General features: G+C 37.5%; 26 protein-coding genes and 4 pseudogenes. 11 read left to right on the forward strand and 19 right to left on the reverse strand.

Features of this window, described 5'->3' with window-relative positions; translation table 11 throughout:
* Window positions 1-3 precede the first annotated feature (3 nt).
* The 5 genes and pseudogenes from tnpC to AC4CU2_RS08550 all read right to left on the reverse strand — a co-directional run bounded on the left by tnpC (window position 4) and on the right by AC4CU2_RS08550 (window position 4259).
* Window positions 4-1650 (reverse strand): IS66 family transposase, encoded by a 1647-nt coding sequence (gene tnpC / locus AC4CU2_RS08530; protein WP_121775637.1) that lies wholly within the window; start codon window positions 1648-1650, stop codon window positions 4-6.
* Between the two features lie 74 nt (window positions 1651-1724).
* The gene (gene tnpB, locus AC4CU2_RS08535) at window positions 1725-2060 is read right to left on the reverse strand and encodes an IS66 family insertion sequence element accessory protein TnpB (protein ID WP_121775636.1); all 336 of its coding nucleotides are present in this window, start codon (window positions 2058-2060) and stop codon (window positions 1725-1727) included.
* The gene (gene tnpA / locus AC4CU2_RS08540) at window positions 2057-2485 is read right to left on the reverse strand and encodes an IS66-like element accessory protein TnpA (RefSeq protein WP_121775635.1); all 429 of its coding nucleotides are present in this window, start codon (window positions 2483-2485) and stop codon (window positions 2057-2059) included. Before tnpA ends, tnpB begins: the two co-directional genes overlap by 4 nt.
* Before the next feature lie 71 nt (window positions 2486-2556).
* Window positions 2557-3336, reverse strand: a pseudogene (locus tag AC4CU2_RS08545) (chromate transporter); the annotation flags it as partial.
* 2 nt (window positions 3337-3338) lie between these two features.
* Window positions 3339-4259: a chromate resistance protein ChrB domain-containing protein gene (locus tag AC4CU2_RS08550; RefSeq protein ID WP_005399446.1), complete on the reverse strand. Its 921-nt coding sequence runs from the start codon at window positions 4257-4259 to the stop codon at window positions 3339-3341.
* Between the two features lie 234 nt (window positions 4260-4493).
* Between AC4CU2_RS08550 and AC4CU2_RS08555 the strand changes: the two genes are divergently transcribed.
* Both AC4CU2_RS08555 and AC4CU2_RS08560 read left to right on the forward strand, forming a co-directional pair.
* The gene (locus AC4CU2_RS08555; protein WP_063454701.1) at window positions 4494-5426 is read left to right on the forward strand and encodes an IS5-like element ISAba12 family transposase; all 933 of its coding nucleotides are present in this window, start codon (window positions 4494-4496) and stop codon (window positions 5424-5426) included.
* Between the two features lie 71 nt (window positions 5427-5497).
* The gene (locus tag AC4CU2_RS08560) at window positions 5498-6430 is read left to right on the forward strand and encodes an IS5-like element ISAba12 family transposase (RefSeq protein ID WP_490768645.1); all 933 of its coding nucleotides are present in this window, start codon (window positions 5498-5500) and stop codon (window positions 6428-6430) included.
* Here AC4CU2_RS08560 and AC4CU2_RS08565 read toward each other — a convergent pair.
* Window positions 6398-6676 carry a type I restriction-modification system subunit M N-terminal domain-containing protein gene (locus AC4CU2_RS08565; protein ID WP_171333650.1) on the reverse strand — a complete coding sequence of 93 codons (279 nt, stop codon included), beginning with the start codon at window positions 6674-6676 and terminating at the stop codon, window positions 6398-6400. The genes AC4CU2_RS08560 and AC4CU2_RS08565 overlap by 33 nt on opposite strands.
* A gap of 167 nt (window positions 6677-6843) precedes the next feature.
* On the opposite strand from AC4CU2_RS08565, the gene AC4CU2_RS08570 reads away from it, so the two are divergent.
* Both AC4CU2_RS08570 and AC4CU2_RS08575 read left to right on the forward strand, forming a co-directional pair.
* Entirely contained in the window at window positions 6844-7509 is a 666-nt protein-coding gene (locus tag AC4CU2_RS08570) for a hypothetical protein (RefSeq protein ID WP_005399445.1), read from the forward strand.
* Window positions 7510-7779: 270 nt separating this feature from the next.
* Window positions 7780-7921: pseudogene (locus AC4CU2_RS08575) on the forward strand (transposase); the annotation flags it as partial.
* Window positions 7922-8190: 269 nt separating this feature from the next.
* On the opposite strand, the gene AC4CU2_RS08580 reads toward AC4CU2_RS08575, so the two are convergent.
* From AC4CU2_RS08580 to AC4CU2_RS08600, 5 genes and pseudogenes are all read right to left on the reverse strand, one after another.
* Window positions 8191-8409, reverse strand: coding sequence for a hypothetical protein (locus tag AC4CU2_RS08580; protein WP_005399443.1), 219 nt, complete (start codon window positions 8407-8409; stop codon window positions 8191-8193).
* A 4-nt stretch (window positions 8410-8413) separates the two neighbouring features.
* Window positions 8414-9709, reverse strand: a complete 1296-nt coding sequence (locus AC4CU2_RS08585; RefSeq protein WP_490768646.1) for a Y-family DNA polymerase — start codon at window positions 9707-9709, stop codon at window positions 8414-8416.
* Between the two features lie 14 nt (window positions 9710-9723).
* On the reverse strand, window positions 9724-10350 hold the full coding sequence (locus tag AC4CU2_RS08590) for a LexA family protein (RefSeq protein WP_236770677.1): 627 nt from the start codon (window positions 10348-10350) through the stop codon (window positions 9724-9726).
* Between the two features lie 111 nt (window positions 10351-10461).
* Window positions 10462-11016 (reverse strand): annotated as a pseudogene (locus AC4CU2_RS08595) (SOS response-associated peptidase family protein); the annotation flags it as partial.
* A gap of 103 nt (window positions 11017-11119) precedes the next feature.
* The gene (locus tag AC4CU2_RS08600) at window positions 11120-11440 is read right to left on the reverse strand and encodes a helix-turn-helix domain-containing protein (RefSeq protein ID WP_004692095.1); all 321 of its coding nucleotides are present in this window, start codon (window positions 11438-11440) and stop codon (window positions 11120-11122) included.
* A 247-nt stretch (window positions 11441-11687) separates the two neighbouring features.
* On the opposite strand from AC4CU2_RS08600, the gene AC4CU2_RS08605 reads away from it, so the two are divergent.
* The gene (locus AC4CU2_RS08605; RefSeq protein WP_004692097.1) at window positions 11688-12194 is read left to right on the forward strand and encodes a hypothetical protein; all 507 of its coding nucleotides are present in this window, start codon (window positions 11688-11690) and stop codon (window positions 12192-12194) included.
* A 71-nt stretch (window positions 12195-12265) separates the two neighbouring features.
* Here AC4CU2_RS08605 and AC4CU2_RS08610 read toward each other — a convergent pair.
* The 8 genes and pseudogenes from AC4CU2_RS08610 to AC4CU2_RS08645 form a co-directional block, all read right to left on the reverse strand.
* Window positions 12266-13197 (reverse strand): annotated as a pseudogene (locus tag AC4CU2_RS08610) (IS5 family transposase).
* 270 nt (window positions 13198-13467) lie between these two features.
* The gene (locus AC4CU2_RS08615; RefSeq protein WP_004692100.1) at window positions 13468-13905 is read right to left on the reverse strand and encodes a hypothetical protein; all 438 of its coding nucleotides are present in this window, start codon (window positions 13903-13905) and stop codon (window positions 13468-13470) included.
* A gap of 1 nt (window position 13906) precedes the next feature.
* Entirely contained in the window at window positions 13907-14575 is a 669-nt protein-coding gene (locus AC4CU2_RS08620) for a hypothetical protein (RefSeq protein WP_490768647.1), read from the reverse strand.
* A 4-nt stretch (window positions 14576-14579) separates the two neighbouring features.
* Window positions 14580-15251, reverse strand: a complete 672-nt coding sequence (locus AC4CU2_RS08625; RefSeq protein WP_490768648.1) for a hypothetical protein — start codon at window positions 15249-15251, stop codon at window positions 14580-14582.
* Window positions 15241-16824: a site-specific integrase gene (locus AC4CU2_RS08630; protein ID WP_336000814.1), complete on the reverse strand. Its 1584-nt coding sequence runs from the start codon at window positions 16822-16824 to the stop codon at window positions 15241-15243. The genes AC4CU2_RS08625 and AC4CU2_RS08630 overlap by 11 nt, the downstream gene beginning before the upstream one ends.
* Before the next feature lie 3 nt (window positions 16825-16827).
* A complete protein-coding gene (locus AC4CU2_RS08635; protein WP_004693122.1) occupies window positions 16828-18165 on the reverse strand; it encodes a site-specific integrase in 1338 nt (445 codons plus the stop codon).
* 146 nt (window positions 18166-18311) lie between these two features.
* Entirely contained in the window at window positions 18312-18761 is a 450-nt protein-coding gene (locus AC4CU2_RS08640; protein ID WP_490768649.1) for a hypothetical protein, read from the reverse strand.
* Window positions 18762-18832: 71 nt separating this feature from the next.
* Window positions 18833-19027 (reverse strand): hypothetical protein, encoded by a 195-nt coding sequence (locus AC4CU2_RS08645; protein ID WP_490768650.1) that lies wholly within the window; start codon window positions 19025-19027, stop codon window positions 18833-18835.
* Between the two features lie 112 nt (window positions 19028-19139).
* On the opposite strand from AC4CU2_RS08645, the gene AC4CU2_RS08650 reads away from it, so the two are divergent.
* The 6 genes from AC4CU2_RS08650 to AC4CU2_RS08675 all read left to right on the forward strand — a co-directional run bounded on the left by AC4CU2_RS08650 (window position 19140) and on the right by AC4CU2_RS08675 (window position 21758).
* Entirely contained in the window at window positions 19140-19391 is a 252-nt protein-coding gene (locus AC4CU2_RS08650) for a hypothetical protein (protein ID WP_490768651.1), read from the forward strand.
* Window positions 19392-19502: 111 nt separating this feature from the next.
* Window positions 19503-19688 carry a hypothetical protein gene (locus tag AC4CU2_RS08655; protein WP_490768652.1) on the forward strand — a complete coding sequence of 62 codons (186 nt, stop codon included), beginning with the start codon at window positions 19503-19505 and terminating at the stop codon, window positions 19686-19688.
* 2 nt (window positions 19689-19690) lie between these two features.
* Window positions 19691-21052, forward strand: coding sequence for a replication initiation factor domain-containing protein (locus tag AC4CU2_RS08660; RefSeq protein ID WP_490768653.1), 1362 nt, complete (start codon window positions 19691-19693; stop codon window positions 21050-21052).
* The gene (locus AC4CU2_RS08665) at window positions 21042-21338 is read left to right on the forward strand and encodes a hypothetical protein (protein WP_490768654.1); all 297 of its coding nucleotides are present in this window, start codon (window positions 21042-21044) and stop codon (window positions 21336-21338) included. The genes AC4CU2_RS08660 and AC4CU2_RS08665 overlap by 11 nt, the downstream gene beginning before the upstream one ends.
* A gap of 12 nt (window positions 21339-21350) precedes the next feature.
* A complete protein-coding gene (locus tag AC4CU2_RS08670; RefSeq protein WP_490768655.1) occupies window positions 21351-21527 on the forward strand; it encodes a hypothetical protein in 177 nt (58 codons plus the stop codon).
* A gap of 12 nt (window positions 21528-21539) precedes the next feature.
* Window positions 21540-21758: a hypothetical protein gene (locus AC4CU2_RS08675; RefSeq protein WP_490768656.1), complete on the forward strand. Its 219-nt coding sequence runs from the start codon at window positions 21540-21542 to the stop codon at window positions 21756-21758.
* Window positions 21759-21792 lie beyond the last annotated feature (34 nt).

Raw genomic sequence — 21792 nt, forward strand, 5'->3', positions numbered from 1 at the left:
TTTTTAATTTTGGTCGGGTTTCCAGCGGTGCGGCAGCAATTCTTCTATTTGGCTCACTTTATGTGTCGGCAACCTTTTCAGCACATTACTTAAATAGGCATACGGATCCAAGCCATTCAGTTTTGCTGACTGGATTAAAGTCATGATATTGGCAGCTCGTTGGCCGCTGCGCAGCGAGCCAGCAAACAGCCAGTTCTTTCGTCCCAAGGCCCAGGGGCGCATTGAGTTCTCAGCCCAATTATTGTCAATGGGCAGATTGCCATCATCCAGATAGCGGCTTAAGGCTTGCCAACGCTTCAGACTGTAATTGATTGCCTTGGCGGTTGGAGAACTCGATGGCACCGTCAGATAATGTTGGTTTAACCATTCATACAGTTGTTGCATCACCGGTTGACTATGCTGTTGCCGGTATTCGCAGCGTTGTTGCGTTGTACCATCCGTCTTTTTCCTGAGTTCTGCTTCTATGGCATACAGTTTCTGAATCAGCACTAATGCCTGTTCAGCGATCTGACTTTTCCCGGTCACATGCAGTTCATGGAATTTACGACGTGCATGTGCCATGCAGCCCACCTCAATGACATCGCCTGATCTAAAGCGGGCTTTATAACCACTATAATCATCACAGACCAAATGACCCTGCCAGCCTTTCAGGAAGGCTTCAGCATGCTGACCTGAACGGCTCGGCTGAAAGTCATAGATCACCGCCTGAACCGGATTGTACTGTGTCGTGGCATAGGCCCAGACATAACCTTTTTTCGGTTTTTTTTCATCATCACCAAGCTGCATGGTGGTGACCGGCGTTTCATCTGCATGGATCACCCGCTGCTGCAGCACCACCTGTTTTAAGACATCCGTCAAGGGTTCAAGTTCCACCCCGCAGCGACCAATCCAGTCAGATAATGTGGATCTGGACAGATCAATACCTGCGCGTAGAAAGATTTGACGTTGACGGTACAGCGGTAAATGATCGGCATACTTGGACACCAGCACATGGCTAAGCAGTTCAGGACTGGCAATGCCTTTATCAATCACATAAGCAGGCATCGCTTGCTGAGTCAGGGTGTCGCACTGATCACAGACCCATTTACCACGTACATGCTGTTCCTTATAGAACTGTGCCGGTCTAAAATTCAGTTTTTCACTGACATCTTCACCGATACGACGCAGTTGGCATCCACAAGCACATTGGGTTGATGCAGGTTCATGCTCAATACGGAGAGTGAGTAGATGATCTGGGAGCGGTCGACGTTTAGGTTTGTTGACGAGAGCTTTCTGTGTCGCTGCATCGATTTTATCTGCATTCAGCCGTTCCAGTTCCAAATCGACTGCTGCGATATCTTCTTCAACCGCTTCATCCCACAGATGGATTTGTTTTGCTGTTAGATGTTCGTTTTTACTGCCGAATTTGTGCTGTTTAAATAGTGCGAGCTCATGCTCGTATTTTTGCGTGAGAATGGAAAGATGTTGGTTGGTTACTTCAAGATGTTGAACTTTGGCATCTAATTGTTGATTTGATACTTCTAGATGTTGAATCTTGGTATCTAATTGTTGATTTGATTGCGCTAGAGACTGATGCTGAATCGCCAACTGTCTGGTAAATTCCAGCAGTTGCTCATAGGTCAGTTGGCTTAAATCAGGCAGCGTATTCATGACCGCAGTATGCCTGAGGTCATGATGCAGAGGAAATAGAACGTTTGGAGAATAGCAGAATGCACGAGCTTGGTTTAGAGCATAGTCACCACCTGCTGTCGTCCAATGCGCTGCCAGGGCAAACCCTGGATCAATGCCTGTAACTGTTCCGGACTGAGGGCTACGGTTTCACCCTGATGAACCTGCGCCCAGTGAAATTTCCCCTGTTCCAGCCGCCGGGCACACAGCCAGATGCCCAATCCATCATGCACCAGCACTTTCATGCGATGGCCACGTTTATTACAGAACAGGTAAGCGCAATGCGGTTTGATGTAACCAAAGGCTCTCACCACCTGAGCCATGGCAGTATCCATACCCGCACGCATATCCATCGGCTGGGTAGAGAGCCAGATTTCATTTATATGGATCATTGAGTCAAACCTTGGATGAGTAACAGTAATTCAGTTGCAGACTCCACTGGCCATTCGATTTCGATCACCTGATCTCTTGCGGAACATTGTTTCTGATGCAGTGGAATTCTGATATGAGCGACAGCTTTCTTCTCCGGCACAGATGGCGGAGGCGCTTCTTGTTTGACTGGAGTCGGGTGAAGAATGACCGGAAGAAAGTCAGTCTGTGGAATGGAGGGGGGTGTTAATGCAGAGGGCATTGATCTGGACTGACGAATCCATTTATGCAACAGATTCGCATTGACCTGATGTTGCATTGCTACCTTAGCCACCGATGTATCTGGCTGCTGGCATTGCTGAATAAGTTGATGTTTAAATTCAGCCGTGAAGGTTCGACGGGGCTTTTTTAGCGTTGCTGTACTGTCTATAACTGTCTTTAAATCCATAAATAGGTGTCCACTTAAATTTAGTGGACACTATCGCGGTATTAATGAGTTAGAAAAAGTGGGGTTCAGCGGACGCTTACGTAAGTATGATCCCACCCCAGCGTTAAGCTTAGGCTCAGGATTGGAATAAACCACAGTAGACCACCAATTAGCAGAATACTGCCCAATCGTTTCCAGCTAAAGATCGCATGTTCAGGTGTAGGAGTATCATCATCAATTAAAGCACGACCATAATCTTTTTTACTCTGCTGGTGTGCGTTTCCACTAGAAAATAGGCTTGGATATTTTTTACTGGTTAGATAACCAATGATTGCGGCAGAGAGCACAATTAAAGGAAAGGGTAAGTTGAAGAAAAATATAGCAATAAATGAAAGGGCTGCAATCAGCCATAAAAATTTATTTTTAAGTGATCGACTGCCGATTCGATGTGTTGCATGAAAAACAATGGCAACAACAGCAGGTTTAATACCGTAAAAGAGCCCTGCAATAATGGGTACATCACCAAATTTTACATAAACCCATGAAAGACCAATTAAAATAAATAGTGAGGGTAGTACAAAAAGAATCCCTGCAACTAAACCACCGACGGTTCTATGCATTAACCAACCGATATAAGTTGCTAATTGTTGTGCTTCAGGACCCGGTAAGAGCATACAATAGTTCAGTGCATGCAAAAATCGCTTCTCTGAAATCCACCGCTTTTGTTCAACCAGTTCTTGGTGCATGACCGCAATTTGACCTGCGGGCCCCCCAAAACTAATGAACCCCAATTTAAGCCAGAATAGGAATGCTTGCCAAAATGAAACTGACTGTATCTCTTGTTCTGGTTGTATAACAAGTTCTTGTTCCATGATTATTCTCTTGATAGGTTGGCATATAAGCCATCGAAAATGTAATTCGATAATGCAAATAATTGGTCATCGTCACTTATCTGACTTCGAATTCCTTGAATAACTTTTTCAATACCGATCGCTTCTGGAGGCTCAATTCCTCCTACATCAAGGTAATGAACAATTTCAGCGATTTTCTTTAATGCGGGTGTTTCTAGATCAAAACTATGTAAAAGAACTTCGAAGGTCACCCAATGATTGACATGACTGAAAGTTGCATCATCAAAATCGAATCCAAATGCATCTTCGGGGCAATCAGTTGGGGTTTCTAACCAAATGAATGTTGGTGAGGTATCTATAAAAGTTTTGATTAGCCATGCAGAGGCTAGACGATCAATCCAAGGTCTTTTACGTGTTGCCCAAATTCTGTTTTGATAATTACCTTTATCCAGATGTTGAATATGAGCTTGTATAGCTTTAGGTTCATTGACTTCACCGAGACGTGCAATAGTGAGTTCCAATAAGGAAAGTTCATTAAGAACTTGTACTTGAGTCTCATCTGGATAATAGTCAATGTCTACAAGTGCATCGATGCTTTTTCTTAATTTACGAATCTGTTTGAGTAGTTCTTTCTTATCATCTTTAGTTTGACGATCTCTTATTTCCGTGAGTTGTTTATAGAGGGTTTCGTACTCTTCTTTTCGACTGAAAATAGGTGCGAGTTCAAGATTTAAAGGTGGCTCTGCGTAAAACATATAAGCAGTTCCTTGTTCAGAAACAACATCATTAGCAATAGAGGTAAACTTCTCACTATGATTAATAGGGAGTATGTAGACCCCATCTCTAAGGGTCGCGGCACCACTTGCTTTCAAAGATCGCCAGACTCTCATCCGAGTGCTTGTGTTCTGTGTAGGCAGAGATGTTATGAGTAAAGAAATAGACATGTAGTATACTCAACATATTTGTAGAATATATTACTAATAAATTTTTATACTTCAAATACGAATAAATGATTTCCTATAGTAGGAAAAATATTAAGAAAATATTTATCCAGATTTCTAGGATTTATAGATGTTGAGCGGCTTTGTTGCACAAACCTATCTGTAAAGGCTTTTTCAGCGATAGGCTTTGTTGCACAAACCTATCTGTAAAGGGTTTTTCAGCGATATAATTTTCAAATGAAGAAGCCTACACACAAAATCTACCGCACAACCAATTGGCCCGCATATAACCGAGCACTCATGAGTCGCGGAAATATTGCCATTTGGTTTGATCCTGCTACGCAATGGTATGCGCCATCAAAAGGCAAACAAGGGCGAAATCAAACCTACTCTGACGCAGCCATCCAATGCTGCTTAATGATTAAATCCTTATTCCGTCTGTCTTTACGTATGGTCACTGGCTTTGTGCAAAGTCTGATTAAACTTTGCGGATTAAATTGGATAGCTCCAGATTACACCACGCTTTGTAGAAGACAAAAGCATATTGATATTGTAATCAGCTACCAAAAAAGTAGCGATGGGCTGCATCTACTCATGGACTCTACAGGCATGAAGTTTCTAGGTGAGGGCGAATGGAAACGCAAGAAACATGGACCTGAATATCGTCGCCAATGGCGTAAACTTCATATTGGTATAGATGCTAAAACCCTACAAATACGAGCAGTTCAGCTTACAACCAATAATGTCAGTGATTCACAGGTGCTTGGTGATTTACTTAATCAGATTCCACAAGATGAGCAGATTAACTCTGTTTATACCGATGGAGCTTATGACACCAAGCAATGCCGTCAGGTCATTGCAGATCGGCAAGCGCATGCGGTGATTCCACCTAGAAAAAATGCGAAACCATGGAAAGATACAAAGAGTAGCTCGCTAGAGCGAAATGAATTACTTCGAACAATTAAACGTTTAGGCAGGACACTATGGAAAAAATGGTCAGGCTATCATCGGCGAAGTTTGGTTGAAACTAAGATGCATTGCATCAAATTATTAGGAGATAAACTCAGCGCAAGGAGTTTTGATAGCCAAGTGAATGAAATCCATGCACGTGTAGCAGTCCTTAACAGATTTACGGAATTAGGTCGACCACTTACCCAAGTTACGCCTTAAATTTAGCTCAATTAGGGGCGCTTTGCATTTCAAATCTTTGTGCAACAAAGCCTCAGCGATATAATTTTCAAATGAAGAAGCCTACACACAAAATCTACCGCACAACCAATTGGCCCGCATATAACCGAGCACTCATGAGTCGCGGAAATATTGCCCTTTGGTTTGATCCTGCTACGCAATGGTATGCGCCATCAAAAGGCAAACAAGGGCGAAATCAAACCTACTCCGACGCAGCCATCCAATGCTGCTTAATGATTAAATCCTTATTCCGTCTGTCTTTACGTATGGTCACTGGCTTTGTGCAAAGTCTGATTAAACTTTGCGGATTAAATTGGATAGCTCCAGATTACACCACGCTTTGTAGAAGACAAAAGCATATTGATATTGTAATCAGCTACCAAAAAAGTAGCGATGGGCTGCATCTACTCATGGACTCTACAGGCATGAAGTTTCTAGGTGAGGGCGAATGGAAACGCAAGAAACATGGACCTGAATATCGTCGCCAATGGCGTAAACTTCATATTGGTATAGATGCTAAAACCCTACAAATACGAGCAGTTCAGCTTACAACCAATAATGTCAGTGATTCACAGGTGCTTGGTGATTTACTTAATCAGATTCCACAAGATGAGCAGATTAACTCTGTTTATACCGATGGAGCTTATGACACCAAGCAATGCCGTCAGGTCATTGCAGATCGGCAAGGGCATGCGGTGATTCCACCTAGAAAAAATGCGAAACCATGGAAAGATACAAAGAGTAGCTCGCTAGAGCGAAATGAATTACTTCGAACAATTAAACGTTTAGGCAGGACACTATGGAAAAAATGGTCAGGCTATCATCGGCGAAGTTTGGTTGAAACTAAGATGCATTGCATCAAATTATTAGGAGATAAACTCAGTGCAAGGAGTTTTGATAGCCAAGTGAATGAGATCCATGCACGTGTAGCAGTCCTTAACAGATTTACGGAATTAGGTCGACCACTTACCCAAGTTACGCCTTAAATTTGGCTCAATTAGGGGCGCTTTGCATTTCAAATCTTTGTGCAACAAAGCCTCTTTAAATTGCGCATAAGTATTGAGAACAGCATCTTTAGTTGGTCCAAGTACACATTCCAAACGTCTTAATACCGTAAAGGGCAAAATGATTTTACCGAACTCTGTATGCGGAAAATCCCCCCAAAGATCATTCGCATTGTTCCAAATAAAACTTGCCAGTGTCGATTTAGTATTGTTTGGTGCAGATGCCATTTTATTTTCAACCTTATTTTGCAATAGTTAAATATTATGCAATAAACGTAAATTTTCCAACCTTGAAATGCAATATTTAAAAAATTCAAATCTGACTACTTTTTTATTTCATAATAAAGACTTAATGTTAAAATTTATCACAGGATAATCATTAGGCTTGGTGTGAGATGCCAAATAAGCAAGAAAAAATGACAGCATTTGGACAGTTTCGTATCTTAAAAATTGGAACAAAGTATATTCAAGCTGAACTGATCGGTAGTGTAAAAAATTATCAAGCCCAACTTGTCAAAAATACCGTACTATCAGATATAGAAATAGGTGCAACCATTTTTCTGCGAGTAAATGATCAATCTACCCAAAACAGATACGGCACTAAAGTTCAGTTTGAACCAATTGAGCTTTTAACTGACCAAGCTGAAATTGAGAAATACATTTTGGCTGACAGGAAGCGAGTAGCAGAAATTTATATTCAAGCAGCACAAGAAAATTTGGATAAAGGTTGGTATAGCGGTGATGCCATAGATAAGGCACTATTTTTTAGCGCAAGCCATCCAACTTATAAACCAATCAATATTGAGCTACGCCACAGACGACTCAAAAATATCATTCATGCTTGTTGTAATTATCAGCACAAAACAACAGAACACTTCATTAATTTGTGTCGAGCAACTATAGATATGTACAAAGATGAACAACGATTGAGTGATTTGGAATTGAACCAGTTTGAGCAAAGCATCATTAAGATACAATCCGATTTGAATTCATCAGAAGAAAATGCTCAACAAAAAGCAAATGAATATTTGAGTCAACTTAAAGAATTGTTAAAAAGCTAAATTCACTTTCAACCTTATAATGCAAATTTTAAAATTGATTAGTTCAAGTAGTTCAACCTTAGATTGCAAAAATTAGAGTTTGGTAAGTTAAAAAATAAGGCGAGATTTAAAAAAATCCCACCTTAAAATGCAAATAGCCTTATTTTTATGGTCTAGAGCGAAGAGTTTTAATCGATGGTACCCAAAGAAAGACAAATTTCGCCTATTCTTGGACTGCCACCACTCTCCTAGACAAATATCATCTATTCTTTTTGCATAGGAGAGAACATTATGAGTCGACAACGATACAGCCCAGAATTTAAAGATGAAGCTATTAAATTGATTACAGAACGTGGATATTCTGTCACTGATGTAGCAGAACGTTTAGGTGTATCTGAGCACAATATTTATAAATGGCTAAAGGTCGTACAGCCTTTACGCAACACCCCCTGATGAACATGAACTAATCGAAGCAAAGAAAAAAATCCTTCACCTTAAAAGTCAGCTTAAACAGACTGAAGAGGAACGAGAAATCTTAAAAAAAGGCCGCAAGGTACTTTGCAAGCTTGCCCGAGTAAAGTATCAGTTTATCCTTGAATTGTGTGATTCATAGAGATCGTTTCAATTTAGCGATCTCTAAATCCACCTCTAATATTAATTATTAAAAAACAAATGCCTCACACATGAGCACATTGAAATTACTTAATTCACAGCACCAAGTACAGGTATCAACTTCGGTCCAGCCATTCTCGCTTTGCTAATGATATCCACCAGCTCATAATAAGTCAGTTCAAACTTATCATCACTATCAAAAACATAAACCATGTTCTTGCCTTCATATTCTTGCGGAGTAGGTGGTACAAATCGTTTCGGGATTAGGAGTTGAGTAATTTGTTCGTCAGTTAATTTAAATAAGTGCATGTTTTTATCCTACTCTAGGTAAGTCAGACCATTTTGTTAAATACGATGGTGATCTAAGGTTTTGATTCATGTGCCATGAGGCTTCTTGATTGTTGGCAATGCCTAGCGTAACGAGATTCTTCCCAAACCGTTCACTGATGGCTTCAATAACATCTGAAAGTTGTTCGCGCTCTTGCTTATGCGAATAGTCCGTGAATAGATCAGGCACAAATTTGGATTTATCCTTAATTTCTAAAAGTACGATTCCTGCCTTTTTATACTTAAAACCCTTCTTAAATATCTGATCGATACCTTTCATTGCAGCCTTGGTGATAAGTAACCAGTCGTCTGTATACTCATGCATCTGAACTACGGTGTATGGGGTGTAACGCTCAGTCTTATCAAATCGACTGGTTTGAATATAAACCCCAATCATCTTGCATATTGAGCCATCATCACGCATTCGCTTTACTGCTCTGGCTACATAGAGTCGCACCGAAGCCTTTAGATCATCCACTTCATACACAGGGCTGCCATATGAACGGCTGCTGATAATCTGCTTTTTGGCTACTGCATCATCAGTCAGGTCGATACAAGACAAACCCTGTAACTCAAGTACTGTCTTTTCCATGACGATGCTGAATTGCTTTTTAATTTCTTTAGGATTGGCGTTAATCAGATCTAGAACAGACTGGATGCCCATAGCATTGAGTTTCTTGCAGTTCTGCCTGCCGACTCCCCAAACATCAGATACATCGACTTGCGCCAGTAAAGTCTCAGCAGAGCACTGGTCCATATGAACTAAATTACACACGCCACCAAAATACTTGTTCTTCTTGGCTAAATGATTGGCAATCTTGGCTTCAGTTTTAGAGCGACCGATTCCAATACAGCAGGGTAGGCCTAACCATTGGAATGTTTTAATTCTCATATCTTGCGCATATTCTGTCAGGTCAAATAAGTGCTCATACGCTGTGAGCTTTAGGAAGCATTCGTCAATTGAATAGACTTCTTGCTCTCCAGGTGCAACATAACTCCCGAGAAGCTCCATAAAGCGTCTGGACATTTCACCATACAGAGAGAAATTACTCGAGAGAACCTGAATGTTATGTTGTTTGATCAAATCCTGAATCTGAAATACAGGAACCCCCATCTTTATACCTAAGTCTTTTGCTTCTTGGCTTCTTGCCACGGCACAGCCATCGTTGTTGCTGAGCACAATGGTTGGGCAATCATTTAGGGCAGGGTTAAACACACGTTCACACGAGACGTAGCAATTATTCACGTCAACTAACGCAAATATCTCATTTTCACTTTTCATTTTTATTCTTCTTTTTATGAACGGTGATGAATACGTTTTAAATTAAAAGTCACTACACCCCAAATAGATATTGTCTGACTGTCGTTGGGAATGATGTGATTGTATCTAGGATTCTCAGCTTTTAACCAAAGGTCTGGAAGAGGGTAGTCTTCATCTCCGAAAATCTCTTTGATTTCAGACTTAGACATCTTGCTTGTAATCATTAACCGCTTAATTGTCGAAGAACTATTATCAATTAATGCAATTACGATATCGTAGTGCTTTGCTTCTATACTGCGATCAACAATGATCGGATCATTAATCTCAAAACCTGCATCAAGCATCGATTCACTGTCTACGTAAGCGATAAATGTAGAAATAGGGTTATGAATAAGGAATTCATTCAGATCGAGTGCTTTATCTTGTTCATCCTTGATACTAAATGCAGGACCAGCAGGAATGCGCTCTAAAGAGACTGGAATTGAGACTTTGGATTTGGGTAGTACTGCGGTTAACCCTAATTTCTCAACAAGTTCATTTTGAACAGCGATTTGTTCTAGAACTGTATTGATGGTAGGGCTTGGCTTACCCTCTGGACCCATGAGCTCTTGCAAAGATGACCATGCGTCATCAGAGAAGTAGATGGGCAACTTCTTAGACATGTGATACTCCTACGCTACAGTGGCGTGTTTGGAAGTAGAATTTGTCTAAATATGATATTACTAACAGAGATTAAAATTCAAATTTAAAAGTTGTGGATAAACAAGGAGACGTCAAAATAAGTCGTTTTGTTTCTGCTCATCGCGTGGAAAAGTGACGAATTCATCAGACATGTGAAAGAAATATTCATGCGCATGCTCATGATCTGCAGTTAGCCAATCTTTTCTATATTGCTCTGGAATGACGATGATTGATCGTTTTTCATTCTTAGGTGCGTGGAATTGGTTCATGAAAGGGTGATGGTCTGAATTAATGGTTAACATTGAAAATGAGCGTACTTTATTCCCATTTATCACAGCGTCATCATAGATACCAGCAACTGTAAAAGGCTGATTATCTTTGCACTTGATGGTATAACAGTGTGGCTTGCCATTGATGTATTTCGGTTCATAGAACTCTTGAACTGGCACCAGACAAAACTTGCTGTACTTCCATGCATGTCGAAAACTAGGTTTATCACCAACTGTTTCTGTACGAGCGTTATAGGTATGACTGCTGAACTTCAACTCTTTCGCCCAGCTTGGTAGCAATCCAAACTGATAATCGTAGATTGCTTCTCTAAAAATCATGTACCAATAGTTGATGGTATTACGGTTCAAGTTAAGCAATTAGGAAGGAGGCAAGATGAGCTAGCATTTTGCCTCCGCCAGACCGAAGTCAGAGTTGCATCATGAACTATACTCATCTTATTCAAGAAGAAAGATATAAGATTCAAAACTTTTGTAAGTCTTTAATAAATCGTAGAACTTCTAACTTCTGCTCATTACTTAAAGCATGACTAACTTGTATTATTTCTGCCGATAAATCGTTTTCTACATAAAAATATGCTGTTGGTAAATCTAAAATTTCTGCAATTTTGGAAGCCATTAAAAAATCAGGAACATGTTTTCCACGTTCATACTGATTCATACGCGCACTAGCAGAAGATTCATCAATTCCAGCCAAGATCCCCAAGCGCTCTTGTGAAAGTTTTTTTGCTTTGCGCGCTATACGTAATCGTAAGGCAAAAACATTTAAATTATGTGTTGACATTATACATAAGCACCCACCTTAAAACTAAGATTTTCTTAGTTTCAACTTGAGTTATTACTAAGGATTCCTTAGTATTGTGAAATCAAGTAGTCTACATTGCATTGCTCGATGGTAACTTTTGAACAAGCTTGCCAGATCTGCGTTGATCTCAAGTGCTTATTTTTGATCCTCTACCAATTAGTTATGAATCTATATACAGTTCAAAACTAAGGTCATCAACTCTCTTTTGCTTTAATTGTGCTTATACATGTCAAAATATACTCTACCTTTTTACAGTGATTTTTTTCACATTTTACTGAATTATGAAATCATCGAATGGCGAGCGAATGACTTTATAAAGGCTATTTTTAATGATAGACAATTTGTTAAACTCTCTGAAAAGCAAAGTATTTATAGAGGATTAAATATACTAGTAAAATGCAATTTTCTTTTAACAGTGAGAGATGAGGATAACCGTAATATTTTTAGATACAGCGAATCCTCTTATTTAAAATCCTATCGAAATGTTGAAAAAGTAAAGAAAGTCAAAGAAGCATTAATTGAGGAACAAAAGAGTTTGGAAAATGCACTCGAAAGACGTAAAATCGAGAAAGTTTTCATTGAAAATATCATTACTAAAAACCCAGATCTACAATGTTTTTTCGACAAATATGAGAATGTTATATCTAAAGAGTTAAAGGAATTAGAAAATAAGAATAGTTTTATAGTGAATATTTTCAATGATATTGAAAAAGATCAACTTGAATCATTCTAATGAGGGAGAACTACAAGTGGCTTTGTTGCACAAAGATTTAAAAGACAGTACTCTGCTCATTTGAATAGAACTCAAGTGACAACTTGGGTATGAGGCCGACCTAATTCTGCAAATTTATTCAATACAGCTATGCGTGCATGGATATCATTTACCTGACTAGAAAAACTCCTTGCCGTTAATTTATCGCCTAATAATTTGATGCAATGCATCTTGGTTTCAACCAAACTTCGACGGTGATAACCAGACCATTTTTTCCAAAGCGTTCTTCCTAAACGTTTCACTGTTTTTAACAATTCATTCCTCTCTAAAGATCTCAATTTCTGATCTTTCCATGGTTTTGCATTTTTTCTTGGCGGAATGACTGCATGTGCATCTCGATCTAAAATGACTTGTCTACAGTGCTTCGTATCATAAGCACCATCGGTATAGACTGAATCAATTTGTTCATCTAAAGGAATTTGAGCAAGTAAATCACCGAGTACTTGCGAATCACTCACATTATTTGTTGTGAGTTGTACTGCACGTATTTGAAGGGTTTCAGCATCGATCCCAATATGAAGCTTACGCCATTGGCGACGATATTCAGGTCCATGTTTCTTACGTTTCCATTCACCTTCACCTAGAAACTTTAAGCCAGTTGAGTCTACGAGTAGATGTAATCCATCACTACTTTTTTGATAGCTAATTGCAATATCAATATGTTTTTGTCTTCGACAAAGCGTACTGTAATCTGGCGCAGTCCAATTTAATCCACACAGTTTAATTAGACTTTGAACAAAACCTGTGACCATGCGTAAAGAAAGTCTGAATAAAGATTTGATCATTAAACAGCATTGAATAGCAGGGCAGAGTAAGTTTGATTTCGACCTTGCTTGCCTTGTGGTTGTGCATACCATTGAGTGTTTGGATCAAACCAAATGGAAATATTACCTCGGTTAATGAGGGCACGATTATAGGAAGACCAGTTAGTTGTACGATAGGTTTTAGGCGTAGGTTTATTCATTTTGAAATTATAATGCTGAAAAAACCTTCTAAGCTAGGTTTGTGCAACAAAGCCACTACAAGTTATAAATTGCGTGATTCACAGCCGCATAACTGAGAGCCTGCTAGAGTTCAAGCGGGCTTCACTGGAAGCTTACATCAGCCAAGAACAGTTAACACTATTAACTGCAATTGACCGTAGCTATTTATGGCGAATTGAAAGTGGAGAAGTCAATATTACTGTTGAAAACTCTATCAAATATCTAAAATGCTAAATGTTAACCCCAAAATACTACTCCCTTGATAGATACTTTTTGAGTAGGTAGGGGGCCAATAGATGATCAATCTTCAAATTAGTCCTTAGTTTTACTTCTTCAATGATATCTATAAGTGTTTCCGTATTCTGATGAAGCTGAGACTCTAAGTCTTCAATTTGTGTACGTAGATTTTTATTAGTATCGGAAAGAGCCTGTCTTGTCTTTTTATTCACATAAAGTTGCTGTTCTTTTGCTTTTAAGTTTAATGGCGAAATTTGTTCTGATAAATATAAGCTGATGAGTTTCTTCCTTTCAACAGAACTTAAGGTACTTAATCCGCCAGATATATACCTCTTAAAAGTTAAGCGGTTATGTAGAGCTTTGTGCGAAATAGGCGATTTCTCAAAACCCTCAACTAACATCATTTGCAATTCTTGCTCTATTACTTCATCTAATTGTTTACCACGTAACATTTCAGGATTCCTTAGACTCAATTTTTTGTTGCTCTATGGCAAATAGTTCACTTAATGTTGTTGGTAATTTAGTGATCGTATCTCCATAAGGAAAAACAGGAATAGGTATTAATTTATTTTGCCTATCAAGTGCTTTTTCTTTTAAATCCCTTAAATAATGAATTTTTTGACGGAACTGTGCAAGCATTTCAGTATATGTAGAATCATGAGCTACGATTTGTTCTATATATTCAAACTCAACCAACAAATTATTCAAAGTGTGTTGCAGAACTTCTAATTCACCTTTTCGGCCAGTTAGAGCAAAGTTTCCACATTGATCGCCAGATTGACAGGCAAGACGTTTAGGACAATCATGCACAGCAACCTCACGCATACAGCCGCCAAAAGGTAAGGGATGTAAACAGGCATGCCGTTGAACTAATGAGTTAGCTAATGTTTGATCTTCTTTAATCAATTCATTAAATGATTCAGCAATATCTTGAAAATACTCATCAAAAAATGAGTCCTTTAAATAATTAGATACTTCAATTTTTGAGTCAAAAGTCTGTAAATTCATCTTTAAATTATTTTCTAGATCTAACTGTTCTGAAAAGAACAATAAACCATCTTGCTTAATAGCATCTATTGGGGAATCAGTTTTCTGTGCTTGATTAACTACGCTTGGAGACATCAGATCATATTTTTAGCGAAACAATATTAATAAATGTCTGAATAGAAATCAGCTTTTCTTTATTAAGATCATCTTCATCAAGCTCTAACTGATCTATCAAAGCTTTTGTTTTTTTTGCATTCGGTGTTCTATTTATAGAATTTATGTATAAATATTTTTGAGAAAATTCTAATGGTTGTTCAGTAAAACCATAATGATTTAGCATTTGCTGTAATCTAAGATATGTTCCAGCATGGTCAGGAAGGTTAGCTTTATTTGAGTTTTCAGCTAGTATTTTAAAAGAATTTTCTAAAGTTAATGTTGATAAGAAGCAGGGATGAGTATTCTCGGGATTCGTTCTAAATAATTCACTAAACCAACGCTTAATAATAAGCACCTCTGCATATAATTTTTGCGGAGAAGTTTTTGAATTAGCCTTTCTATAACTAAGAACCATTACAGCTTTAATAAATTCTTGATACTTTATGTTTATAGGAATGTCATTTATTCCTTTCATTCTTCTCGTTGCCTGAAATGAAAAACGTGTTTTTCCACTACGTGAAAGCAACCATCCTGAACCAATAACCCCTCCAGCCCATTCAGGATCAGTCCATTCCCATTTGAAATTTGGTTTAATATTTTCTTTAAAGAAAATCTTCTGTTCATCAATAAAAGCATTATATTTTTCAAAATTCATAAATATCACCCTTGTGTGTTTCACAACGAGCAATTACGGATTCAATTTCAAATTTAGTGGACTCATGGACTCGAATAAGTGGATTTCTGGAAATACCTATACCATCTGACAGTTTGATCAAATCATTAATTTCATTTTGGATACTTTCTAGCACATTCCTGTGATTAGCATCTATAAAGGGATGGAAATACATACAACCATAACAATTGCGAACAGGTTGAAATAGACATTTGTCTTCATATGAACACCCACCTATATCATAATGAATTTTACTACCAATATTTCCTAATACTTTTTTTCCATGCCAATCTTTCTTATAAATCAACCTTCCAGTGAGAAGCATAGCTATCATTTGTTTGTACAAGGAATTATTTCCAAGTGCTTGAGCTCTAATTTGAGCTAGCTCTGGTGTAGAGAAAATATAATGCCTAGCTGTTACCACTGAAGAATGACCTAAGATATATGCAATTTCCTCAGCAGAAGATCCTGCCATTGCCAAACTATAGCCGACATGATGCCTAAAATCAGAAAAAGAATATTTTTGTTTTATCATGTCACCTGCAAGTACAGCTTCTCTGTAGGCTTTAGGAGCAAAATCAAATAATTGTGTATTAATCACTTTTGAGCAAAAGCATGCAGAATTTTCTCCTAAATCAAATAACTTATCTTTTAGATTTAAGTTATATCTTTCGATATAAGTAATGATGATTTTAGCAACTTCTTCTGGTAATTTAATTGCTATCTTTTCATGTACATATCTAGCTTGTTTAGCATATGGGATTAATATGCTATAACGATGGAATTGATCTATCGTACGTGTGGTATCTATTTTTATATCTTCAACAGCTAGCTTAGCTAATTGGACAGGTCTAAGCCCAGTTACATACACCAAACCAAGTATTGATGAGTAAAGTAGTGTTTGTTTATCAATGTGTTTAAAATCATCTTTAATTACTTGGTTTAATTTGATAAAACCTTGTTGAATCATTGAAATAAGTGGGTAATCAATAGAATCTTCATATTCTTGATAGAATAAATTTGAATTAAAAGATTTAGGTCTAGGAATAAACTCCAGTTCATAATCATCTTCTATATCAAAGTTGGGAAAATCTTCTAAAATTAGTAGTTTCAATAAAAATTTTATATGTGCATAAGTATTTTGATGATTTTCTAGAGGTGCAATTTCTATCAATAATTTTTTTAAGTTTGCGTAACTAAATTCTAATTCATTATTTTTTAGATGATTTATTAGAAAATTAAAAGTATGAAACTTTATACTCAAATGGGATGGCGTATTTTTTTGAATAAATGAAATCAGAAAAAATTTAAGTAAAGTAGTTTCATTTTCAGAAAGTTTAGAAAAATCAATATTCTCGGTATGGCCTGAATAATAAAATTTCCAAATAGTATTTGCTGAATTGATAAAATTATCATCAAATTTATCTGTATTTAAAAATCTAACAATTTTTGGTATTTTTTTACTCATACCTTGAAGAGCAATCGTCTGGTGATCATTAAAGATTGATATGAAATGCTGCTCATGAAAATCATCAAAAAGTTCAAATTGCTTCATTTTTTATAATTCCCATAATTCTTGCGATATACGCTGCAAATTTATAAGATTGGCACTATCGACAATAAATCGTTTTGCATAGTAGCTTGGCATTATGCTGTTAGCACTCCAACCACCTAAGACACGTAGATTTTCTTGTGCTTTTTGCATAATTTCATCATTGCTTTGAGTTAGCGGAGATGCACTTTCGTTTCGATACTTTTTTATAGCAAAAGCCAAAGTGATATAAGCCCATGTATGACGACATACATGAGGGGTAAACTTTTGAATCGATTCTATATTTATATCATCAAAATATATAGGATGTAAGGTCCTAAAAACTTGCTCTATCACCTTAAAAATCGCATTAATAGACGAATAGCTCAGCGGGGAGTAGGGCGGTTTCAGTGATGTAAACAAGATATCTGAATCATTAAGATTCCTTATCTTTTCCATATACAACATCAAAAACTTATAATCCATGCTATCTAGTTTTATAACCCTGTAAGATTGCTCATTTTTTATGCTAGGCTTTCTCTGTCTGGAATCATGTTCATCATCCGTATTGGTTACTATGAGACTATATGAATCAGAATTGATTGATTTTTTTATCGATCTTTTTGTGAGTAGCATTAATTCACCCACCCGCAAACCGTAGTTCATCATAAGATGCACAATCAGAAAGTTTCGAAGTTGATGTGATTTTGTTGAGAATGGATTGTCTTTATTAATATTAGCCGCCTGATCTGGACGAATAATTTTATAAAGCATAACCACCATTTCATTGGTTAAACTTTTAAAATTATGATTAATATTACTTTTTACAGTTAAACTACGTTTAGAAAATTTACTAAAAATCTTTTTTTTGTTCATTAAGAACAAATCTATCTTTTTCCTACGATTTGTTAGCTCTTTGATTTTAATATCTTGATAGCGTATGTTCCAGTATCCATCTAAAAGATACCCGAAGTACTTAAACACTGACCGCAAACGCTGTGTAATGGTCATATAGTTAGTCTCAATATTTGATCGAAGTCGAATCAAATTTGTTTCTAATTTTTTATTATTTTCTAAGAAAACAATAAAGTTATCGATTTCATTCAAAAAAATCTCAGGTTCATATTTGGAGGAAAAAAATGATTCACAGAACAAAGTTGAATATTTCTGATACCAAAATTCATACCAAAACTTAAGTGCCAACATGTCTGATTGTTGTGTGGCAATACTTTGAAATCGCAGGACAGTTGTAGAATAGAGTAAAGGATAGAGACAAGGTACTGTAGCTGAAGTATCAAACAGTAGAACTATGTGATTTTGATTTGAATAATTTTTTGAAATTTTAATTGTTTTTACGACAAACATTCTAACTACCAAGAACTTTATGAAGTAAATAAAATATAAACATAAGTGAACTCAATGTGAAATATTATTTTATATAAGTGATTGATTTTAGGTTAAGCATAGAGATCTATGAACTTAACGTATCATGTACTCAATTTAACATAAAATTACGTTATGCGACATTCGGCTCTGAGCTTTGCTTTATCTTCTAAAATTGCTTCGCTTGATAAAATTGCTTTGTATAGAAACACTGGTGTTCCTTCTTCGGTATCTTCTACTTTTAACTTTTTTGTTCCATCTCGATATTCAAATATAGCAATAGGGTAGTTGTCCCGATCTGCTATATAAAAACGTCTGTCTTTTACAATAAGTTTATGGTCTTCAAATTGGTGTTGAAGCAATCTCATGAATTTACTTTCGTTTGGCGAAAGTAAATTTAGTTGTCTGATTCTGTCCGCATCATTGTGATAGCGGATTTTTTCACGCTGCCTTTCATTGTAGTTTAGGTACACATTTCTTGTTTTTTGTTGGATTTCTTTTGATTTTTCTTGTTTTGAATCTCTCCAGAGATAACCAATAATTAAACCTAAAATTAAACAGAATATAGCAATCATCATTTTCCCCATTAAAAAAATAGGGGATATAACTCCCCTGATATCTGTCTAATAATCTGGATCAACGTAAATAATCAATCGTCTTTTTTAAGTATTTCCGCTCGGTACTTCATAACATCCTCAGTTTTTATGTCCTTTAGATGCTTTCTGATTAGGGTATGTATAACATCAGATTCTTTGATTCTTAGTTTTTTCTCGAACATCATTTCCAGTGTTACATCCTTAATCATCTCTTCTTCTTCGTCTCTCAAGCGAATAGTTATAGCCATTGTCTTCTCCAAAATTTCGACATCATATCTGATTTATATTTTACGATATGTTGCAATATCACAAATCAAGTGTTATAAAACAAACAAATATCATCTGTGATAAATCATAAATATGAAATCAATCACTTTTAATGGTCCACAAGACTTCACCCAAGCAGCATTTAACAGGGTGGCAGAGCTTGTTTCTCAACATGGCCAATGTGCATTAGATAACTTTGTACCTGCTTTCTCCACAGAGCAGTGCTTGGAGCACTTAGCATTTGTTGCGTCAGAAATGGCTTATGACTATTCGCTGATTGATGTTCATGCAGATTTATACAAAAAAACAAACGCTGAATTAAAAGAAGAAATGGGGGATTGCTAATGAGAATTTTAAGCATCGTTCTAGGATCTGTTGATGTTGAGTGCCCGAAGTGCTTCTCAAGATTTCATCACCAGTATTTGCCATTTCATATGTCTAAGTGTGAGGGATGAAATGAAGAATTCTACTGTTGTTCAAATTGCTTTAACTCCATCTTCTCAAGATCAAGATTCTGATTTACTTGATCAGATATTTGGTTTTGAGTCTGAATCTCATGCATCTGTTTCTTGTCCTCATTGTGGTTCTTTAGTTTCTTATTTTTCCGATCTTGAATTTCATAATTGTTCTGGTGAGTTTTAATCATGACTAAAAAAGCTGATCAAAAAACAACCCAAACCCGTAAAAACACGGTGGAAAGCCCTAAATCTGCACAATTCTTCTCAGCAGAATCTAGTCGCCTGACTGATTTTTCTACCCCCATTTATAATATGGGGGTTACGACATTGGATCCTCGTCTCCAATATGATGAATTCACCTTCCCTCGTCGCCTAGACAATTGCAAAATGGTTCTCACGGAGAAAGGAAATGTTCCAGTTCTACATTCTGTACCATGTGATGAATATGGGATTGCTTCGCACGATTGGATTACTTTTGGATTTTGTCAGTCAACTTTAGGCCAAGAATATTATTCACTTGATCCGATGACTGCTGATTCAGAGCTAACCTATGGAATAGAAACGTTTTTAGATCATCATTTGCATGAAATATTCGGCTTCGGTCTTGGTGAAAAACGTCAAAACGGTATGCATAACTACAAGTTTGCATACGAATTACAAGACAAAATGGGCATGGTTTTATACGGTCATAGCTCTCGTCGTATTTCAATACAAATCAATGGTACTGGGTGTGCTTTAGCTCGCAAGGGTTGGCAAGTCCGTTTATATCAATACCTCACGTCTTACCAAAAATTTTATGATCCTCAAACAGGTTTCTTAAAAGAAACTGGCCCACGTGAACCTAAATTAACCCGCGTCGACCTTGCCTATGATGACTTTGAGGGTCAATACATCACTGTAGATCAGGCCGATGAATGGGATGATGTAGGCGGATTTTGGTGTGGTGGCCGTCAACCTAAAATAGAAAAGATTGGCCCTTGGAAACGTCCAAACGGTAAAGGCCGTACTTTTGCTGTTGGTGATCGTACCAGTGGAAAATATGCACGTTTTTATGAACGTGGAAAAAAGGAGGGTAGTCCTTTAAGCCCTTGGGTACGTGCTGAAGTCGAATTTAAGTCTAAAGACCGTTATATCCCGCTTGATATTTTACTTTCACCGTCTCAGTACTTTCTAGGTGCTTATCCTTGCTTTGAGTGGCTTGCCAAGCAATTAGAAAAAGATTTTTGCACCCCTGAAAAAACAAAAGTTGTTAAAAAACAATCTGAAATCAGTTGGGATAAAGCAATCGACTTTCTTAAGGTTCAATTCGGAAAATACATCCGTCAATTTGCCAAAGTGGTCGAACCTCAAGAATTAATCAACATGATTTCATCCGATAAAGATGAAGTCCCAAAACGTCTCAAGTTTTCACACGCTGCTGTCATGCAGTCAATTCGTTTAAATCAACACTTTGAAACTAAACCAACATCATTGGAAGAGATGCCGCTTTTTGTCGGTAAACCACTGGTGAACATGTCTGCTTATAAGGAATTTATCCATGCTTCTTAAATCAAATGTAATTGTACGTGGTGCTCGTCCATCTAAAGGTGACTATAACGGTCGTCCTTACGATAACACCAAGGTTTATATCGAAACTGAAATCAAAGCAGGGGAACGAGCTTCGGGTTCAGTCACTTCTGAATATGGCTGGGGTAGCTCTGACAACTATGACCGCATCGAAAAGCTTGAATATCCATTTAAAGCCGAAGCAGTCATGCAGATCGTCTCCAATGGTAAAGACACACGCACCATCTTGATTGATCTCATCCCTGAAAAAACAGCCCCTAAGGCTTAAGGATTTTAAAAAATGGCATACGTCTGTGAAATTGTAGATACAGCTACGCAAGCGTGTGTTCAGTGGGCTGTTTACAGTCCTGTTCTGCCTGAGCTTACTGATGAAGCTCGTAATGAGCTTTTAAAGTGGGCGATAGGTATATTTTTGTCTGTCTTTGCATTTCGCATGACATTACGTGTAATTAAATAAGAGGAAAATCTTATGAATAAAGGTATTAAAACTGCTATCGGCTTGGGTCTTGTAACTTTGGCTGTAACTCAACCAGCTATGGCAGAAGCGTTAATTACTGGTACTGAGGTGACTGCTGCTGCTACTGCTGCGGGTGCTGACGAATCAATGAAAGCGGGTGCTCTTTGGGCATTGGGTTTAACGATTGCTGCGGTAGTTGTAGCAAAAGTTCTTGGCATTGTCCGCAAGTAATTTTGGTGCATGATCATGAGTTCAGAATCGTTTC

This window comes from Acinetobacter sp. 797_lipA, from assembly GCF_058243025.1.

Bases quoted from the DNA above. Each gene is read 5' to 3' on its own strand.
- tnpC (WP_121775637.1), bottom strand. From the start codon at position 1,650: ATGAATACGCTGCCTGATTTAAGCCAACTGACCTATGAGCAACTGCTG.
- tnpB (WP_121775636.1), bottom strand. From the start codon at position 2,060: ATGATCCATATAAATGAAATCTGGCTCTCTACCCAGCCGATGGATATG.
- tnpA (WP_121775635.1), bottom strand. From the start codon at position 2,485: ATGGATTTAAAGACAGTTATAGACAGTACAGCAACGCTAAAAAAGCCC.
- AC4CU2_RS08550 (WP_005399446.1), bottom strand. From the start codon at position 4,259: ATGTCTATTTCTTTACTCATAACATCTCTGCCTACACAGAACACAAGC.
- AC4CU2_RS08555 (WP_063454701.1), top strand. From the start codon at position 4,494: ATGAAGAAGCCTACACACAAAATCTACCGCACAACCAATTGGCCCGCA.
- AC4CU2_RS08560 (WP_490768645.1), top strand. From the start codon at position 5,498: ATGAAGAAGCCTACACACAAAATCTACCGCACAACCAATTGGCCCGCA.
- AC4CU2_RS08565 (WP_171333650.1), bottom strand. From the start codon at position 6,676: ATGGCATCTGCACCAAACAATACTAAATCGACACTGGCAAGTTTTATT.
- AC4CU2_RS08570 (WP_005399445.1), top strand. From the start codon at position 6,844: ATGCCAAATAAGCAAGAAAAAATGACAGCATTTGGACAGTTTCGTATC.
- AC4CU2_RS08580 (WP_005399443.1), bottom strand. From the start codon at position 8,409: ATGCACTTATTTAAATTAACTGACGAACAAATTACTCAACTCCTAATC.
- AC4CU2_RS08585 (WP_490768646.1), bottom strand. From the start codon at position 9,709: ATGAAAAGTGAAAATGAGATATTTGCGTTAGTTGACGTGAATAATTGC.
- AC4CU2_RS08590 (WP_236770677.1), bottom strand. From the start codon at position 10,350: ATGTCTAAGAAGTTGCCCATCTACTTCTCTGATGACGCATGGTCATCT.
- AC4CU2_RS08600 (WP_004692095.1), bottom strand. From the start codon at position 11,440: ATGTCAACACATAATTTAAATGTTTTTGCCTTACGATTACGTATAGCG.
- AC4CU2_RS08605 (WP_004692097.1), top strand. From the start codon at position 11,688: ATGTCAAAATATACTCTACCTTTTTACAGTGATTTTTTTCACATTTTA.
- AC4CU2_RS08615 (WP_004692100.1), bottom strand. From the start codon at position 13,905: ATGTTACGTGGTAAACAATTAGATGAAGTAATAGAGCAAGAATTGCAA.
- AC4CU2_RS08620 (WP_490768647.1), bottom strand. From the start codon at position 14,575: ATGTCTCCAAGCGTAGTTAATCAAGCACAGAAAACTGATTCCCCAATA.
- AC4CU2_RS08625 (WP_490768648.1), bottom strand. From the start codon at position 15,251: ATGAATTTTGAAAAATATAATGCTTTTATTGATGAACAGAAGATTTTC.
- AC4CU2_RS08630 (WP_336000814.1), bottom strand. From the start codon at position 16,824: ATGAAGCAATTTGAACTTTTTGATGATTTTCATGAGCAGCATTTCATA.
- AC4CU2_RS08635 (WP_004693122.1), bottom strand. From the start codon at position 18,165: ATGTTTGTCGTAAAAACAATTAAAATTTCAAAAAATTATTCAAATCAA.
- AC4CU2_RS08640 (WP_490768649.1), bottom strand. From the start codon at position 18,761: ATGATGATTGCTATATTCTGTTTAATTTTAGGTTTAATTATTGGTTAT.
- AC4CU2_RS08645 (WP_490768650.1), bottom strand. From the start codon at position 19,027: ATGGCTATAACTATTCGCTTGAGAGACGAAGAAGAAGAGATGATTAAG.
- AC4CU2_RS08650 (WP_490768651.1), top strand. From the start codon at position 19,140: ATGAAATCAATCACTTTTAATGGTCCACAAGACTTCACCCAAGCAGCA.
- AC4CU2_RS08655 (WP_490768652.1), top strand. From the start codon at position 19,503: ATGAAGAATTCTACTGTTGTTCAAATTGCTTTAACTCCATCTTCTCAA.
- AC4CU2_RS08660 (WP_490768653.1), top strand. From the start codon at position 19,691: ATGACTAAAAAAGCTGATCAAAAAACAACCCAAACCCGTAAAAACACG.
- AC4CU2_RS08665 (WP_490768654.1), top strand. From the start codon at position 21,042: ATGCTTCTTAAATCAAATGTAATTGTACGTGGTGCTCGTCCATCTAAA.
- AC4CU2_RS08670 (WP_490768655.1), top strand. From the start codon at position 21,351: ATGGCATACGTCTGTGAAATTGTAGATACAGCTACGCAAGCGTGTGTT.
- AC4CU2_RS08675 (WP_490768656.1), top strand. From the start codon at position 21,540: ATGAATAAAGGTATTAAAACTGCTATCGGCTTGGGTCTTGTAACTTTG.